The 16,106-nt window shown below is 69.8% G+C and carries 11 protein-coding genes and 2 tRNA genes; 4 read left to right on the top strand and 9 right to left on the bottom strand.

The genetic code is table 11. The features are described from left to right. The first annotated feature begins 215 nt into the window (after positions 1-215). Positions 216-917 (top strand): DUF5324 family protein, encoded by a 702-nt coding sequence (locus tag ACF07B_RS18680; protein WP_369480783.1) that lies wholly within the window; start codon positions 216-218, stop codon positions 915-917. A gap of 477 nt (positions 918-1,394) precedes the next feature. Here ACF07B_RS18680 and ACF07B_RS18675 read toward each other — a convergent pair. Next, positions 1,395-1,467: transfer RNA gene (locus tag ACF07B_RS18675), tRNA-Ala, on the bottom strand. A 181-nt stretch (positions 1,468-1,648) separates the two neighbouring features. On the opposite strand from ACF07B_RS18675, the gene ACF07B_RS18670 reads away from it, so the two are divergent. Together ACF07B_RS18670 and ACF07B_RS18665 are read left to right on the top strand one after the other, a co-directional pair. After that, the gene (locus tag ACF07B_RS18670; protein ID WP_037614940.1) at positions 1,649-2,197 is read left to right on the top strand and encodes a transcriptional regulator; all 549 of its coding nucleotides are present in this window, start codon (positions 1,649-1,651) and stop codon (positions 2,195-2,197) included. A gap of 124 nt (positions 2,198-2,321) precedes the next feature. Next, the gene (locus ACF07B_RS18665) at positions 2,322-4,373 is read left to right on the top strand and encodes a protein kinase (RefSeq protein ID WP_392179673.1); all 2,052 of its coding nucleotides are present in this window, start codon (positions 2,322-2,324) and stop codon (positions 4,371-4,373) included. Between the two features lie 54 nt (positions 4,374-4,427). Here the strand turns inward: ACF07B_RS18665 and ACF07B_RS18660 are convergent, their stop codons facing one another. Next, entirely contained in the window at positions 4,428-5,987 is a 1,560-nt protein-coding gene (locus ACF07B_RS18660; protein WP_392179672.1) for a hypothetical protein, read from the bottom strand. Positions 5,988-6,212: 225 nt separating this feature from the next. Further along, complete coding sequence (locus ACF07B_RS18655; RefSeq protein WP_003999697.1) at positions 6,213-6,341, bottom strand: DLW-39 family protein; 129 nt, start codon at positions 6,339-6,341, stop codon at positions 6,213-6,215. A gap of 327 nt (positions 6,342-6,668) precedes the next feature. Between ACF07B_RS18655 and ACF07B_RS18650 the strand changes: the two genes are divergently transcribed. Then, positions 6,669-7,094 (top strand): DUF6344 domain-containing protein, encoded by a 426-nt coding sequence (locus ACF07B_RS18650; protein WP_392179671.1) that lies wholly within the window; start codon positions 6,669-6,671, stop codon positions 7,092-7,094. Positions 7,095-7,860: 766 nt separating this feature from the next. On the opposite strand, the gene ACF07B_RS18645 is transcribed toward ACF07B_RS18650, so the two are convergent. The 6 genes from ACF07B_RS18645 to recF form a co-directional block, all read right to left on the bottom strand. Next, positions 7,861-7,934 (bottom strand) — tRNA-Ile (locus ACF07B_RS18645). Positions 7,935-8,035: 101 nt separating this feature from the next. Continuing rightward, positions 8,036-8,743 carry a DUF3566 domain-containing protein gene (locus tag ACF07B_RS18640; RefSeq protein ID WP_362393762.1) on the bottom strand — a complete coding sequence of 236 codons (708 nt, stop codon included), beginning with the start codon at positions 8,741-8,743 and terminating at the stop codon, positions 8,036-8,038. Positions 8,744-8,761: 18 nt separating this feature from the next. Further along, a complete protein-coding gene (gene gyrA, locus ACF07B_RS18635; protein ID WP_362393765.1) occupies positions 8,762-11,353 on the bottom strand; it encodes a DNA gyrase subunit A in 2,592 nt (863 codons plus the stop codon). Positions 11,354-11,395: 42 nt separating this feature from the next. After that, positions 11,396-13,459 (bottom strand): DNA topoisomerase (ATP-hydrolyzing) subunit B, encoded by a 2,064-nt coding sequence (gene gyrB / locus ACF07B_RS18630; RefSeq protein WP_392179670.1) that lies wholly within the window; start codon positions 13,457-13,459, stop codon positions 11,396-11,398. Positions 13,460-14,366: 907 nt separating this feature from the next. Then, entirely contained in the window at positions 14,367-14,942 is a 576-nt protein-coding gene (locus tag ACF07B_RS18625; protein WP_392179669.1) for a DUF721 domain-containing protein, read from the bottom strand. Further along, positions 14,939-16,063 carry a DNA replication/repair protein RecF gene (gene recF / locus ACF07B_RS18620; protein ID WP_392179668.1) on the bottom strand — a complete coding sequence of 375 codons (1,125 nt, stop codon included), beginning with the start codon at positions 16,061-16,063 and terminating at the stop codon, positions 14,939-14,941. The genes ACF07B_RS18625 and recF overlap by 4 nt, the downstream gene beginning before the upstream one ends. Positions 16,064-16,106: the final 43 nt, after the last annotated feature.

Below are 16,106 nucleotides of genomic sequence, written 5' to 3'. Positions count from 1 at the left end.
TGTTGCCCGTATTGATCTGCTATCTCACTTGATCGACACCTGACCGGCTCCGTCCCGGGAGTCTCCGGGAGTCGGCACCCGTGACACGGATGCCCGCCCTCACATGCCCCGGACCCCTTGGACGGGCATGATCCCCCTAGGGGTGGAAAGGTGAACTGTGTGTCTTTGGGGGTACCTGGTATCCCCGACGTACGCCACCGAGGAGGAGGAGACCCGTGACCCGCATCGACAGCGTGCGCGCCGCGACCGGCTCGGCGAAGGACAGCGTGCTGCACGCCGCGGAAGTGGTGGCGCCTTACGCCGACACAGCCAAGGACAGGGCCTCGTACTACGCGACCGAAGCACGTGTAAGGCTCGCGCCGAAGGTGTCGCAGGCCGCCGAGCAGGCCCGCGTCCAGTACGACGCCTATCTCGCACCGCGCCTTGAGCAGGCCCGTACCCATGTGCCACCGAAGGTCGACCTGGTCGCCCAGGAGGCGGCCATCCGCACCCGCAAGGCGGCCCGCCAGGCCGCCGACTACTCCAAGCCGAAGATCGAGCAGGCGGTGGCCGCGACCCAGCCCGTCCGGGACGAGGCGGCGGCGCGCGGTGTGGCTGCGTTCGCCGCCCTGCGCGGCCAGGTCACACCGCAGGAGATCCAGAAACTGCTCCGCAAGCACGAGCGCCGGGCAAGGGCCGGCCGTGTCGTGAAGGCGCTGGCCGTGCTGGGGATTTTGACGGGCGGAGCTTTCGCCGCCTGGAAGTGGTGGGACAAGCAGGCCAACCCCGACTGGCTGGTCGAGCCTCCGGCCGCGACCGAGGTGCCCGAGACAGGGCATCTGTCCTCGGTCGACGGCAGCGGCCAGTCCGACCTGGACCCCGAGGTGCAGGTCAAGGAAGCCGAGGAGAAGGCGGCGGAGCGCGACGACCGCCACTGAACGCCCAACATCGCTGCGGGGCAGGAGACTTGACGGTCTCCTGCCCCGCAGTGATGTTTCACGTGGAACATCGAGGAGCGGCCGCCAACGCTCCGCGGAGGATTTACCCGCACCGCTCGCGATGACGTTTGCAACGGTTCTCGTGTGCAGCATCCATGGAGATGTTGTTGACGGACTGCGTCGAACCGATCACTCGACACCCCGTTCGGCAGCTCACACAAGGGTCCCGGCAGCCGTGCCATCTCCCCGGCACCGCGCCCGCCGTGCGCACAGCGGACCCATAGGCCCTGCGCCACTCATCCTGTTTGCGCAAAGAACTGCAACGCCTGCAAAGCCCCACCTGTGACTCACGTCACTTAGGTGACTCCCTTTCGATCCCGCCCGGTCCGGGAACCGCCCCACCAGGGGCGCGCACGGAGACGGGGGCATACGAAAAACCGGCCAGCCGCCCTGTGGGCGGCTGGCCGGTCCGGTGTGTGGAGCCTAGGGGAGTCGAACCCCTGACATCTGCCATGCAAAGACAGCGCTCTACCAACTGAGCTAAGGCCCCGTAAGGGGAGCGTCCGACCACAGGAACCATCTGTCGACGGGCGCCGCAGACCAGAGTACCGGGTCACCCAGGGGATCTCGCAAAATATTGGGGGTCCCCGTGGACGACCACTCTCCGTAAGATGCTCGACGTGGTTCGCTGTCGCGAACCGCGGTATTTGGGGAAGCGATGGGGAGACGCAATGGACGCCGCACAGCAGGAAGCAACCGCGAGAGCCCGGGAGCTGCAGCGGAACTGGTACGGGGAGCCGTTGGGGGCGCTCTTCCGTAGGCTCATAGAGGACCTGGGCCTGAATCAGGCCCGTCTTGCCGGGGTGCTCGGGCTGTCCGCGCCCATGTTGTCGCAGCTGATGAGCGGTCAGCGGGCCAAGATCGGCAACCCGGCGGTGGTCCAGCGCGTCCAGCTTCTGCAGGACCTGGCGGGGCAGGTCGCCGACGGAAGCGTCAGCGCCGCCGAGGCGACCGAGCGGATGGACGAGATCAAGAAGTCCCAGGGGGGATCCGTGCTCAGCAACACCACGCAGTCCACCACCAGTTCGGGAGCCCCGACGGTCAAGCGGGTGGTCCGCGAGATCCAGTCACTGCTGCGTTCCGTGGCCGCCGCCGGAGACATCATCGACGCGGCGGACACCCTCGCCCCGACCCACCCGGAACTGGCAGAGTTCCTCCGGGTCTACGGTGCCGGCCGTACGTCCGACGCGGTCGCGCACTACCAGTCCCACCAGAGCTGAGCCGAGCCCGGCCGCCGACCGCCGGCGCTGGAGGCGATGACACCTCCAGCCGCCGCACGTGATGCAGCCGGGCACCTCGGAAGAGGTCTCCGGACCGACCGCCGAAGGGGAGCGACGTACGACCATGGGTGAGGTCTTCGCAGGCCGGTACGAACTGGTCGACCCGATCGGGCGCGGGGGAGTCGGTGCGGTGTGGCGCGCCTGGGACCACCGGCGGCGCCGGTACGTGGCCGCCAAGGTGCTCCAGCAGAGCGACGCGCACGCCCTGCTGCGATTCGTGCGGGAACAGGCGCTGCGGATCGACCATCCACATGTACTGGCTCCCGCCAGCTGGGCCGCCGACGACGACAAGGTCCTGTTCACGATGGATCTCGTGGCCGGGGGTTCCCTGGTCCATCTGATCAACGACTACGGCCCCTTGCCTCCCGCTTTCGTCTGCACGCTGACCGACCAGCTCCTGGCGGGCCTCGCCGCCGTGCACGCCGAGGGAGTGGTGCACCGCGACATCAAGCCCGCCAACGTGCTGCTCGAAGCGACCGGCACGGGCCGGCCGAGGCTGCGCCTGTCCGACTTCGGCATCGCCATGCGGCTGGGCGAACCGCGCCTGACCGAGACCAACTACGTGGTGGGAACACCGGGTTACTTCGCACCCGAGCAGATGCTGGGCTGCGAGCCCGATTTTCCCGCCGACCTGTTCGCCGTCGGCCTGGTCGCCCTGTACCTCCTCGAAGGTGGCAAGCCCGACGCCAAGGCGCTGATCGAGTACTTCGCCGAGCACGGCACTCCGTCCGCGCCGCGGGGCATACCCGAGCCCCTGTGGCAGGTCGTGGCGATGCTCCTCCAGCCCGATCCGCAGGCCCGCTTCCGGACCGCCACAGGGGCGCGCAAGGCCCTCGCCGCGGCTGTCGAGCTGCTGCCCGAGCCCGGACCCGACGACGAACTGATCGAGGTCTTCGACCAACTCGGCCCGCTGCCCGAGGGGTTCGGACCCAGGGGCCCCCTGCAACGGGGGGCTGCCTCGTCAGGGAGTTCACGGACCCTGTCCTCCCGCGGACTTCCGGACACCACAGCCGCGGCCCCTGGAATCGGCTCCGCCCCGAGCTTCGGATCTGATCTCGGATCAGCTTTCGGACCAAGCACCGGATCAGGCACCGGATCAGGGTTCGGCGCGATACCCGGTTCGGGCTTCGGTACCGGCTCCGGCGCGATCCCCGGCTCAGGCGGCTCCGACGGGTCAGGTGTTCTTCCCGCCTCGACGTCCGCGCCCGGACCGGAGGAGGAATCCGGCTCCGCGCCCGACCCGGGACCGAACGCCCAGGACGGCCCGAACGACCCGGATGAGCCAGGGGAGTCGCGGGAGCCGCGGAAGGGCGCCCAGGGAGACCTACCGTCCGGCGCCGGGGACGGGTCGCGCGGCCTCGGGACCGGGAACGTAGCCGAATCCCGTCCCACCGGCGTCGCCCAGGGCTCGGGACAGTGGCCCGCAGGCAACGGCGTACCGGCTCGACCGGACCGTGCGAAAGCGGGAGCCGAGCCCGGCTCCGAGCACGTACGGCCGCCGGCCGCCCCCGACGGCGTACAGGCTCGGCCCGCGTCCGAGGACGACCGGTCCCCCGCCGCACCGGACGACACGCCCCAGGCCCCCGCCCCCGGGATCTCCCCCCAGCCGTCCTCGATGTCGGACACCGGCAGTTTCCATCTGCCTCCACCGCGGCCCGCGACCGCCGCCGATCCCCGGCGACAACCACGCACCGAGCCCCCCGGCGACCGCTCCCCCCACCCCTGGGCACCGCACTCCCAGGAGCCCCGCCCGGATCTTCAGGCGACCGCTCCCCCCACCTCGGTCCCGCTTCCGCCGCTGTCCGCGCCGTTCTCTCCGCCGCGCTACGACCCGACCCCGACGCCGACTCCCCCGACGGCGCCGCTTCCCGCGTACGTGTCCGCACCACATCGGTCCCCGGCCCCGTCCACCGCCATGCCGCAGCCCGCCTACGCCTCCACCGCTTCGTACACCGCTCGGTCCGTTCAGGTTCCGCCCGGGAGCGCGGTCCGTCCGCACCACCGCGGACGGCGCGCGCGGCCACGTCCGGGGCCGCCCGCCGCGGTCGCCGTGCCGATCCTGCTGCTCGCCCTGGCCTGTTTCGCGGTCGGGTTCTGGGCGCTGACCCAGGTCTGAGTGCGGGCCTCACCCAGGTCTGGGTCCGAGAGGATCGAGCGGTGCCAAGGGGCGCTACCGGCCCCGTGCCGCCCCGTGCTCCCAAGGAGCCGGTGCCGGCAGCGAGGCCGACGCCGTGTCCGCGTCCTCGGGCGCGGGCGCGGACCGGACGGTCCGCACCGCGCGGCGGCGCGCGATCACGGTCCACATCCCGAGCGTCAGCGTCAGCAGGGTTCCGGTGCCGATGCCGCCCGCGGCGACCAGTTTCATGACGCCGCTGCGGCCGGTGTCGCCGCCGCTCTGCCGGGTGCCCGCCGCGCCGTCCGCCGGGCCGTCGCCGGCCACGTCGCCAAAGCCGCCCACCGGAACGGCGAACGCGTCCCGGGGTACCGGTTTCCCCGCGTAGGCAGGACCCTTCCCCGCCGCTCCGGTCACGCGCACCCGCAGCGTCAGCCCGAACGGCCCCTCGCCGAAGCGGTCGGCGACCTGCGCGGCGAGATGGACCACGAGGTAATAGGAGCCGGCGAAGCGCATCCCGCTCACACGGTCGTTCAGGGCGTAGCGGTTCTCGTAGGCGACGGGAGGCAGCGGGTCGAGGTCGGCGGAACGCTGGCTGCCGTCGTACCCGGAGCCGACGCCGTCGACGAGGCCTCTGACCGGGTTGTAGAGGGACATGACGAGGGCGGTGCCGACCGAGCCCTGTCCCCGGCTCGCGCTGCCCAGGTCCGCGGTCGCGTAGACCTGCTGTCCCCAGTCGACCGGCACCTTGTAGAAGAGGGTCTGTCCCGGGCTGACGCCGTCCTTCCAGGCTCCCTGTCCGAGCGGGACGGCCCCGCTGAATCCCGCACCGCCGCCGCGGTGCTTCGCGTCCCCCACGAGCGCCTCGGGCGACGCCGAGTTCCAGGCCTTCGGAGCGCTCGTCGGTCCGGACACCTTCTTCAGAGCGGGCTCCGACACATAGCCGAGTTCCAGGTCCCAGGGGCGGGACGCGGACGACTCCGTGCCGGACGAGGCCCCCGCGTCGCTCGTCGCGTCCGCCGCTCCGGTGCGTTCGACGACCACGTAGTACGTTCCCGCCGTCTGGCAGGCGTACTGCTCACCGCTCGTCTCACGGGAGGCCATGGCGGCGATGGGATGCGGGCTCTGGGTGGCGCCGAAGTGGACGGTGCCGGTGAAGGAGCAGTTGCGGCCGTTGGCGTCCTGAAGGGAGACCTTGAGGCCGTCGGAGTAGGAGACCGTCGCACCGGGCCGGGGAACGGCGGTGGCGGAGACGTACGCGTCGGAGTCGGCACCGAGTTCGAGGCGGTAGTACAGCCTGCCGTCCCTCCCCGCGCGTCCGACGGAGCTCTTGTACGTCCGGCCGGCCCGAAGGAGTACGGAGTCGGTCGTGCCGGTCGCGCCCTTGACCGCGATGGCGTCCTCGGCGAAGGCGTACGGCCCGGACGTACCGTCGGCGGCCGTGCTCACGCTCTTCGCGGTGGTCCGCGCGTCAGCGGTCCAGGGGGCGGCGGCGGCCCGGCCGGCGGGTGCGAGGCTCACGCACAGCGCGGCCGCCGCCGCGGCCCCGAGTATCCGGCCGTGCCACGACCTCGAACGCCGGCCTCCGGCACACCGGCCCTTTGTGCGCCGCCCCATCACGCGCCACCCCTCGTCGAAGCCCCCTGGCGCGGACCATCCTGCCCCGTCGGCCACCGTGACACCCGGGCTATCGGAGGGAGCGGCCGAAAGGCGGCGGCCGAACCGCCATCGAATTCGCCCCTGCAACCGACTCGCTTGCGTTCGCGAACCGGCGGGCTCCCGGGAAACACAAAACCCCGACCGCGAGGCGGCCGGGGTCTGCTCCGAGACTGTTGTCGATGCTCACGAACCCGTGGGCACGGAGTCGGTCGCCTCCGTCCACAGATCCTGCTCGGCGCGATCCGCCTGGATCTGGCGGTACACGAGGAGCCCGCCGATGGCGGCCAGTGCGACCAGGAGAAGCTTCTTCACCGCGCGACCTCGTCCTTCGTTGACGTAGGGGACTTCTGGCGCCCGACTATACACACCGACCGATATCGATCGGTGACCTGGATCAGCCCCCAACTAAGGCCCCGCGCACCCCGGGAGAGCGAGATGCCGCCGCTCCGATCTCACGGTGATCACACGTAACAGACTGTGACTTTTGCGGGCATCAACGCACTTTTCTGATCACTTGCGGCCATCCGGGTGGTGTTCATCTGAACATCAACGCGCCACGAGCGCAGATCCACCACTTCACGGCCCGCATACACATCATGAGGAAAGTACGCAAATCGCCCGACCCGAAAGTGAGGGGCCGTGACCCAGAACAAGGTCATGAAGCTGTGGAGCGCGATCGTCACCGCCTTCCTGGCGCTGTGCACGACGCTCGGACTCGTCACCACCACCGCGGCCGCCGCGGTACCGCAGGCCGGCCCGGCCCGCAACACCGAGACCGCCCCGGTGGAGGCCCCGGCGATCGCCCAGGTCCCGGCAGCCTGGGCCTGGTCCTCCAACCAGGCCCTGCCCCCCACGATGAAGCAACGCATCCGCGCCGAGGCGCACGGCTCGTCGCCGAGCTGCCGCCACCGCTCACCGGCGGACGAGGACACGGCGGAGCCCGCCGCTCTCGGCAGCCTGGAAGGCCTCGCGGAACCCGACGCCTGTTCCGGGCCCGAGACGCTCGCAACGCCCGGCACGGAGGCCCTGGGGGCCCTCACGCCGACGCCACAGCTCCTGCGCTGAGCCGGTCCCGATCCGGGCGCCCGGTACAGGCGCCGATCCAGGCATCGAGACAGGCATCGAGACGGTCACCGAGGCAAGCCCCGGACGAGCATCACAGCAGGCACTGGACTGACGGCACGGCAGGCACAGGACGGGCGTCGGACAGACGCCGGACGGACATCGCAGCAGGCGGGAAGCGCCGTACGAGAACGCGGTACGGGGCGGAAGGCATCCGACACCGCCCCGCGGTCACTTCCCCTGCCTCACGGCTCCCGGCCGTTCCCTGAACGACCGTTCCTCAGCCCCTCCCAGGGCCCCCCTTCGTGGAGCGCGGCCCGTCCCCCCTCACAGACACCCTGAAGTAGCGGCGAACTTGCGTACAAAGCACCCAGGGCAAAGGCCCGGCGACTCTTCCCAGTCGCCGGGCCTTCGGCGTCGCGGCGGCCTCCGAGCGACCGGCCGGCCCGTCGGGCTTTCCGAAGGCCCACAGCTTCCGAGGGTCCACAGCCTCTGACTCTGACGGCCACTGGCTGTGGAGGAGGCCGGCTGCCTGTGGAGGGCGGCAGCTTCCGGAGATCCACAGCCATGGAGGCTGGCACCCGCTGGGGATCCCCGACCCGTGGAGAGGCCAGCACCGCCCCGGGATTCCAGCACCGCCCCGACGAGTCCATCCATCGGCTGACACGGTCCCCCGGCCGGTCCCGGCGATACCCACGCGCGGCCCACGGGCTGTCAGCCGTAAACGCCGAAGACCCCCAACCGTGATGGCTGGGGGTCTTCGAACTTGTGGGGCTAACAGGATTTGAACCTGTGGCCTCATCCTTATCAGGGATGCGCTCTAACCAACTGAGCTATAGCCCCGCCGCGCTTTGCGGTGTGTGTCCCGCGCGCTGACCTCTGAAGATTAGCGCACGACGCGGCCAGTCCCAAAATCGATAGTCGGAGGGCGTTTGAACGCGCCCTCACTCATCCTCTGCGAGCGTCAGTTCCACGCCGCCGACGAAGCCCGCGGAGAGGTTGTAGATGAACGCTCCGAGCGTCGCCAGAGCGGTCGCGAGGACCACGTCGATGACCGCGATGACCGACGTGAACATCAGGACGTGCGGCAGCGAGAGGAACGACTGGAGGTCGAAGCCGTTGGACTCGTTCGACCCGGTCGCCTCGGAGATCGTGCCGCCGACGGTCGAGAAGACGCCCATCGCGTCCATGACCATCCACAGCACCGCCGCCGCCACGATCGTGCAGATGCCGAGCGCGATGGAGAGCAGGAAGCTGACCTTCATCACCGACCACGGGTCGGCCTTGGCCACCCGCAGCCGCGCCTTGCGCACGCGCGGCGTCGTCCGCGCGCCCGTGCGCGGCCGGCGGACCGCGCCGGCCGGCGTCTGCGCCGGATACGCCTGCGGCGGGTGATACGGCTGTGCGGGCTGCTGCCCGTGCCGCTCGCCCGGCAGCGGTGATGCCGCCGCGGACGGCGCCGCCGGTGGCGCGCCCGGTGCGACCGGGGCCGCCTGCCCGCCCGCGTGCTGCTGGGCCTGCTGGCCTCGGGTGTCCGTCACAGTTCCCCCCTGGGATCCATGAGAATCATGGGAGTCAGTCCCGTCCATGGCGGTGCCACGGCCGCCGTCCGTTTCCGTACCGGTCGATCCGGCGCCCGTGGCTCCACTCACGACGACTCACTCCTCGCGCTACTCGGCCGAGGACGGCTCGCCCTCTTCCGTACCGACGGCCTCGACGCCCTCGGCGGTCTCGTCCACGGCCACATCGCCGTCGACCTCCTCCGCCTCACGGCCGGCCTCGGCGTTACGAGCGATGCCGACCACGGCATCGCGCTTGCCCAGGTTGATCAGTTGGACGCCCATGGTGTCACGGCCCGTCTCCCTGACCTCGTTGACTCGCGTACGAATCACACCACCGGACAGTGTGATGGCGAGGATCTCGTCGGTCTCCTCGACCACCAGCGCGCCGACGAGGGAACCACGGTCCTCGACGATCTTGGCGGCCTTGATACCGAGGCCGCCGCGACCCTGGACGCGGTACTCGTCGACGGCGGTCCGCTTCGCGTACCCACCGTCTGTGGCAGTGAACACGAACGTACCGGGTCGAACAACATTCATCGAGAGAAGCTCGTCGCTCTCGCGGAAGCTCATGCCCTTGACGCCCGAGGTCGCACGGCCCATCGGTCGCAAAGCGTCATCCGTCGCCGTGAACCTGATCGACTGAGCCTTCTTGCTGATCAGAAGCAGATCGTCCTCTGCGGAGACGAGCTCGGCTCCGATCAGTTCGTCGTCGGATCCGTCCTCCGTCTCGCGCAGGTTGATCGCGATGACACCCCCGGAACGAGGCGAATCGTAATCCTTGAGCGGCGTCTTCTTGACCAGTCCGCCCTTGGTGGCCAGCACGAGATAGGGCGCCGCCTCGTAGTCGCGGATCGCGAGGATCTCGGCGATCGCCTCGTCCGGCTGGAAGGCCAGCAGGTTGGCGACGTGCTGGCCGCGCGCGTCACGGCCGGCGTCCGGGAGCTCGTAGGCCTTGGCGCGGTAGACCCGGCCCTTGTTCGTGAAGAACAGCAGCCAGTGGTGCGTCGTCGACACGAAGAAGTGGTCGACGATGTCGTCCTGCTTCAGCTTCGCGCCGCGGACGCCCTTGCCGCCGCGCTTCTGCGAGCGGTAGTCCTCGGTCTTCGTCCGCTTGATGTAGCCACCACGCGTGATGGTGACGACGATGTCCTCTTCGGCGATCAGGTCCTCGATGGACATGTCGCCGTCGAACGGCACCAGCTTGGAGCGGCGGTCGTCGCCGAACTTCTCGACGATCGCGGCGAGCTCCTCGCTGATGATGCCGCGCTGACGCACGGGCGAGGCGAGGATCTCGTTGTACTCGCGGATCTTGGCCTGGAGCTCGTCGTGCTCCGAGATGATCTTCTGGCGCTCCAGGGCGGCGAGCCGGCGGAGCTGCATCTCGAGGATCGCGTTCGCCTGGATCTCGTCGATCTCCAGGAGGCCCATCAGGCCCTCACGCGCGATCTCCACGGTGTCGCTGCGCCGGATGAGCGCGATGACCTCGTCGATGGCGTCCAGGGCCTTCAGGAGGCCACGCAGGATGTGCGCGCGCTCCTCGGCCTTGCGCAGCCTGAACTTCGTCCGGCGGACGATGACCTCGATCTGGTGCGTCACCCAGTGGCGGATGAACGCGTCCAGGGAGAGGGTGCGCGGCACACCGTCGACGAGCGCCAGCATGTTCGCGCCGAAGTTCGTCTGCAGGTCGGTGTGCTTGTAGAGGTTGTTCAGGACGACCTTGGCGACCGCGTCCCTCTTGAGCACGATCACGAGGCGCTGGCCGGTACGGGAGCTGGTCTCGTCCCGGACGTCCGCGATGCCGCCGATCTTGCCGTCCTTGACCAGGTCGGCGATCTTCTGCGCGAGGTTGTCGGGGTTGGTCTGGTAGGGGAGTTCGGTGACCACCAGGCACTGGCGGTTCTGGATCTCCTCGACGTCGACGACCGCGCGCATCGTGATGGAGCCACGGCCCGTGCGGTACGCCTCCTCGATGCCCTTGCGGCCCACGACCAGGGCGCCGCTCGGGAAGTCGGGGCCCTTGATCCGCTCGATCAGGGCGTCCAGGAGCTCCTCGTGGGAGGCCTCGGGGTTCTCCAGGTACCACTGGGCGCCGGCCGCGACCTCGCGCAGGTTGTGCGGCGGGATGTTGGTGGCCATACCGACCGCGATACCCGCCGAGCCGTTGATCAGCAGGTTCGGGAAGCGGGCCGGCAGAACCGTCGGCTCCTGGTTGCGGCCGTCGTAGTTGTCCGTGAAATCGACGGTCTCCTCGTCGATGTCGCGGACCATCTCCATGGACAGCGGCTTCAGCTTGCACTCGGTGTACCGCATGGCGGCGGCCGGGTCGTTGCCGGGAGAGCCGAAGTTGCCGTTGGAGTCCACCAGCGGCATCCGCATCGACCACGGCTGCGCGAGACGGACCAGCGCGTCGTAGATCGAGGAGTCGCCGTGCGGGTGGTAGGTGCCCATGACGTCGCCGACGACGCGGGCGCACTTGTAGAAGCCCTTCTCGGGCCGGTAGCCGCCGTCGTACATCGCGTACAGGACGCGGCGGTGGACGGGCTTGAGACCGTCCCGCACGTCGGGCAGCGCGCGCGACACGATGACGGACATCGCGTAATCGAGGTACGAGCGCTGCATCTCGGTCTCGAGCCCGACGGGCTCGATGCGCATGGCGATCTCGCCCGCTTCGGGATTGCTCGGTGTGTTCTCGTCGGTCATTGCTGGTGAAGATCCTTTCTGACGCGGTCAGCTGAGACCGACTCAGATGTCGAGGAAGCGGACGTCCTTGGCGTTGCGCTGGATGAACGCGCGGCGGGCCTCGACGTCCTCGCCCATGAGGACGGAGAAGAGGTCGTCGGCCTGGGCGGCGTCGTCGAGGGTGACCTGACCGAGGACTCGGTGCTCCTGGTCCATGGTCGTGATGCGCAGCTCCTCGGCGTTCATCTCACCGAGACCCTTGAAGCGCTGGATCGAGTCCTCGCGCACGCGCTTGCCCGCCTGGCGGCCGAGTTCGATCAGCGCGTCGCGCTCGCGGTCCGAGTACGCGTACTCGAAGTCGTCCCGGCCCCACTTGATCTTGTAGAGCGGCGGACGGGACAGGAAGACGTGCCCCGCCTCGACCAGCGGGCGCATGAAGCGGAACAGGAAGGTCAGCAGCAGGGTGTTGATGTGCTGGCCGTCGACGTCGGCGTCCGCCATCAGAATGATCTTGTGATAGCGGAGCTTCGCGATGTCGAAGTCCTCGTGGACTCCGGTGCCGAAGGCGGAGATCAGTGCCTGGATCTCCTGGTTCTGCAGGATCTTGTCGATCCGCGCCTTCTCGACGTTGAGGATCTTTCCGCGGATCGGGAGGATCGCCTGGTACTGCGGGTTCCGGCCGGACTTGGCCGAGCCGCCTGCGGAGTCACCCTCGACGATGAAGATCTCGCACTTGGTGGGGTCGTTCGACTGGCAGTCGGAGAGCTTGCCCGGCAGGGACGCCGACTCCAGAAGACCCTTGCGGCGGGTGAGGTCACGCGCCTTGCGGGCCGCCACGCGCGCGGTGGCCGCCTGGATGGACTTGCGGATGATGTCCGCGGCCTCGACCGGGTTGCGGTCCAGCCAGTCGTTGAGGTGCTCGTAGACCGCCTTCTGGACGAAGGTCTTGGCCTCCGTGTTGCCCAGCTTGGTCTTGGTCTGGCCCTCGAACTGAGGCTCGCTCAGCTTGACCGAGATGATCGCGGTCAGACCCTCGCGGATGTCGTCACCCGTGAGGTTGTCGTCCTTCTCGCGAAGCAGCTTCTTGTCGCGCGCGTACTTGTTGATGAGCGAGGTCAGCGCCGCACGGAAGCCTTCCTCGTGCGTGCCGCCCTCGTGGGTGTGGATGATGTTGGCGAAGGAGTACACGCCCTCGCTGTAGCCGCTGTTCCACTGCATCGCGACCTCGAGGGACAGGCTCTTGTCCTTGTCCTCGGCTTCGAGGTCGATGACGGTGGGGTGCACCGCTTCTCCCTTGCGGGAGTTGAGGTACTTCACGAAGTCGACGATGCCGCCTTCGTAGTGGTACGTGACGGTCTTGACCTCGTCCTTCTCGTCAGCACCCGCCTCGTCCGCCCCGGCGACGGCCTTCGCCGAATCGCGCTCGTCAGTGAGTTTGATCGTCAAACCCTTGTTGAGGAACGCCATCTCCTGGAAACGCCGCGAGAGCGTCTCGAAGGAGTACTCCGTGGTCTCGAAGATGTCCGGGTCGGCCCAGAAGGTGACCGAGGTGCCGGTCTCGTCCGTGGCCTCGTGCTGGGAGATGGGGGCCGTCGGGACGCCCAGCTTGTAGTCCTGCGTCCAGCGGTGACCGTCCGTCTTGACCTCGACGGAGATCCTGCTCGACAGGGCGTTCACGACGGAGACGCCGACGCCGTGCAGACCGCCGGAGACCGCGTATCCGCCGCCGCCGAACTTGCCGCCCGCGTGCAGCACGGTCAGCACGACCTCGAGGGCCGGCTTGCCCTCGGAGGCGACGATGCCCACCGGGATGCCGCGGCCGTTGTCGACGACGCGCACGCCGCTGTCCGGAAGGATCGTGATGTCGATCGTGTCCGCGTGGCCGGCCAGCGCCTCGTCGACCGAGTTGTCCACCACCTCGTACACGAGGTGGTGGAGTCCACGCTCACCGGTCGAACCGATGTACATGCCAGGTCGCTTGCGGACCGCGTCCAAACCCTCGAGGACGGTGATGGCACTGGCGTCGTACGAGGATGTGACCTCGCCGTTCGCGCCGGCGTCGGTGGACGGGATGTTCTCGTTGGGGTTGCCGGAATCGGCCACGAAGCGCCCTTTCTGGCACAGCACAAGCCGAACTCCCGGCTGGTGGCCGGAGCGGCTGCGGCGTGTTGCGTTGGTAAGCCTTAGTCAGCGTTGCTCGGTGCGTCCCACTAGTGGGGCGGGATTAGCTTTCAGTCTACCGGTAGCGCTGACAGTGATGGGGGTTTGCCGGTACCTGAGTCCGCATGTGCCGCCCTGAACCGGTCTCGCCCGACTCCCCATATGCGGACCCGGGCCCAAAGAGGCTTACAGCGGCACTCAGCCCTTCCAGGTGTCAACCCCTGGTTACTGACGGGTCAGGTCGCTGTCCACCGTCACGCGCGGTCGTGCGCGGCGGTCGGCCGGAGCCTGCCGAGCAGCGTCCCCAAGCGTGTCCGAGGAGGCCTTCGGGCCGTCGCCGATGCGCCTCTGACCAGCGGATATCGCCGATCTCCCGGAGTGCCGGGCGAGGGGTCGCCCAGAGTGGCGCACCCTGCGGGCCACCGCCGCCGAGGACCACGGTGGACAGGGGGACGCCCAAGGGCGGGACCGGTGAAGCGCCCGGGGGTCCGACGACCGGTCGCCTCCTGCGCCCCGCGGCGGCTGTACACGCCCCGGACCCGGGCGCGGCACGCCCCGGCACCGCCCCGGACGACGGCCGGAATTCGCCCATGGCCATCGGCCCGGCCGGTCGCGAATCTCCCGGGTCGGCGGGACAGCGGCCCGAAAAAACAAGATCCCCGGGTCCGAGGACCGCCGGCGCCGCCCGGATCGGCCGCGGTCGACGCTCTGACGCGGCAGCCGTCCGCGAAGGGGGTCGGGATCGCCCGCGCTCGGGACCATGGCGGCCCGGTTGGCCGACGGTCGTCCGCGGGCGCGGTGACGCCGGTCACCGCCCTGTGAGGGGCGTCCGCGCGGATACGACGTCCCGCGGGTCCGGCCGGCGCGGGGCGGGTCAGCCGTAGGTGTCGCCTGGACCCGTGCTGCCCGGAGCGCGCAGCGGCCCGTACCGGCGCGGCGGGCCCGTCGGCCCCTGGACCTTGATCAGACGCACGGTGCCGTGACCGAGGTCCTGGTTCAGCCGCGCCACCAGTTGCGGCGCCAGCAGACGCAGCTGGGTCGCCCAGGCGGTCGAGTCGCACTGCACCGTGAGCACCCGCTCGGCCGGGTCGTCGTCGTAGCGCAGCGGAACGCAGTGGTTGGCGAGGTCGTCGCCGACGATCTGCGGCCAGCGGCCCATCACGCCGCCCACCGCGGCCGGGGTCTCCCAGCCGCGCTCGGTGAGCAGCCGGTTGATGGCGGCGCCGAGCGCCATGGGGTCGCGTCCGTCGGCACCGGAGCCGGAGCGCAGGCCACCGCCGCGCCGCGCCTGCTTCTTCTGCTGCGCCGCGTCCCCACGCGCGCGTGCCTGCTCCTTCGCGGCACGCAGCGCCACGCGCGCCAGGTCGACGCCGGACGGCTCCGGGGCCTTCTTGCGGGACCCGGCGCCGGACGCGCCCTCGCCGCCCGCTCCCGATGTGTTCTCCGTCACAGGCGCTCCACCGTCCCTTCGGACACGGCATACCGCGCCCCGGCCAGCACCTCCGGTACGTCGTCGTCCACCGCGGCTGTCACGAGGACCTGCTCACCGGGGGCGACAAGTTCCGCCAGGCGCTCGCGTCTGCGGCTGTCCAGCTCCGCGAAGACGTCGTCGAGGACCAGCACCGGCTCATTGCCCTCGGCCCTGAGCAGGTCGTACGAGGCGAGGCGCAGCGCGAGCGCGTACGACCAGGACTCTCCGTGCGAGGCGTACCCCTTGGCGGGCAGCTGGCCGAGCTTGAGGACCAGATCGTCCCGGTGGGGCCCCACGAGGGTCACACCGCGCTCGATCTCCGGCTTGCGGGCATCCTCCATGGCGGCCATGAGCTGTGCGTAGAGCTCCTCGCGGGCGTGGCCCACGACGCCGGGCGCGGACGCCTTGTACTCCAGGGCGAGGGGCCCTCCGCCGGGCGCCAGCTGCTCGTACGCCTTGTCGGCGAGCGGCTGGATCGCCGCGACCAGGTCGAGCCGCTGGGCCATCAGCTCGGCCCCCACGCGCGCGAGGTGCTGGTCCCACACGTCGAGCGTGGACAGGTCCATGGTGCGGCCGCCGTGCCGGCGGGCCAGCGCGGCGGACTTCAGCAGGGTGTTGCGCTGCTTGAGGACCCGGTCGTAGTCGGATCGGACGCCCGCCATGCGCGGGGAGCGGGCGGTGATCAGCTCGTCGAGGAACCGACGGCGCTCCCCGGGGTCGCCCTTGATCAGGGCGAGGTCCTCGGGCGCGAACAGGACGGTTCGCACGATGCCGAGTACGTCACGTGGTCTGACCTGGGAGGACCTGTTGATGCGGGCGCGGTTGGCCTTGCCGGGGTTCAGCTCCAGCTCGATGAGCTGCTGGCGCTCTCCCTGGCGGACATTGGCCCGGATGATCGCCCGGTCGGCGCCCATGCGGACGAGCGGCGCGTCCGAGGAGACGCGGTGGCTGCCGAGGGTCGCGAGATAGCCGACGGCCTCGACCAGATTCGTCTTGCCCTGTCCGTTGGGCCCCACGAACGCGGTGACGCCCGGGTCGAGCGGGACCTCGACCCGGGCGTACGAGCGGTAGTCGGCCAGCGACAGATGCGTGACGTGCATGGTCGTTCGCCGACCTCCCCCAGCGTGGTGTCTCGGTGTTGCG

The organism is Streptomyces sp. NPDC015532 (assembly GCF_043078065.1).
GTDB lineage: Bacteria > Actinomycetota > Actinomycetes > Streptomycetales > Streptomycetaceae > Streptomyces.
This window is presented reverse-complemented; position numbering and strand designations above follow the sequence as displayed.

Excerpts from the sequence above, each read along its gene's own strand:
- ACF07B_RS18665 (WP_392179673.1), top strand. The coding sequence starts at position 2,322 with ATGGGTGAGGTCTTCGCAGGCCGGTACGAACTGGTCGACCCGATCGGG.
- ACF07B_RS18670 (WP_037614940.1), top strand. The coding sequence starts at position 1,649 with ATGGACGCCGCACAGCAGGAAGCAACCGCGAGAGCCCGGGAGCTGCAG.
- ACF07B_RS18660 (WP_392179672.1), bottom strand. The coding sequence starts at position 5,987 with ATGGGGCGGCGCACAAAGGGCCGGTGTGCCGGAGGCCGGCGTTCGAGG.
- gyrA (WP_362393765.1), bottom strand. The coding sequence starts at position 11,353 with ATGACCGACGAGAACACACCGAGCAATCCCGAAGCGGGCGAGATCGCC.
- recF (WP_392179668.1), bottom strand. The coding sequence starts at position 16,063 with ATGCACGTCACGCATCTGTCGCTGGCCGACTACCGCTCGTACGCCCGG.